Source organism: Oleiphilus sp. HI0043, from assembly GCF_001634935.1.
In genome coordinates, this window is sequence record NZ_LWEY01000635.1 from 1 (window position 1) to 583 (window position 583).

Sequence of the window (583 nt, forward strand, 5' to 3'; positions counted from 1 at the left end):
GCATTTATCATACGCCAAGTGATAGTCGTGGAAGCGAGTTTTTCCGAGCCCTTTTGGGGTGAGTAGTTTGGCAAAAATCTGTTCCTTCTTGTTGAATTCAAGAAACTCAGTGTACCAGCGTCGACTCTCATAATTGGCTTTGGTTTTCGCGAGCCCTAGCCCTTCAAAGAAGTCGATAGTCTTTAGCATGATGTCGCGCGTTTCTTTGTCAGGTTATTCTTGAGCAAACTTCTTTGGGTTGAGTAGGTGCATAGTGAATTGTCCTTTGCGATTGCTGTGCGAAATATTTGCAAGCCTAGATTAGAGCGCATTGAAAGCGAAATAAAGGTAAGGAAAAGGGCCTAAACAAATTCTAGTTCACGGATCGTCAAAACCAGTAAACAGTTGTGTGGTGGTGCTGCAGTCGTTTGCTTAGTGTATGTGCCAGCTTGATAAACGTGATAGTTGTTCTGGGCATCGCGTGGGTGAATTAATGGGAACGAGTGTGAGCTCCGGGTTCGCTCTAAAATAAAATTATTTATGCTGCCAAGCTGATATAGATCAAGCTTGGCCTTTTGTAGAAATACCCGGGCATTGCTCTGTC

At 43.9% G+C, this 583-nt stretch carries 2 protein-coding genes; both read right to left on the bottom strand.

What is annotated here, in order from left to right; translation table 11 throughout:
• On the bottom strand, nucleotides 1-189 hold a 189-nt coding region (locus A3729_RS07700), incomplete at its 3' end, for a hypothetical protein (protein WP_197475666.1).
• Nucleotides 190-341: 152 nt separating this feature from the next.
• Nucleotides 342-583 (bottom strand): hypothetical protein (locus A3729_RS33845; protein WP_231877380.1); only part of this gene is annotated, 242 nt, incomplete at its 5' end.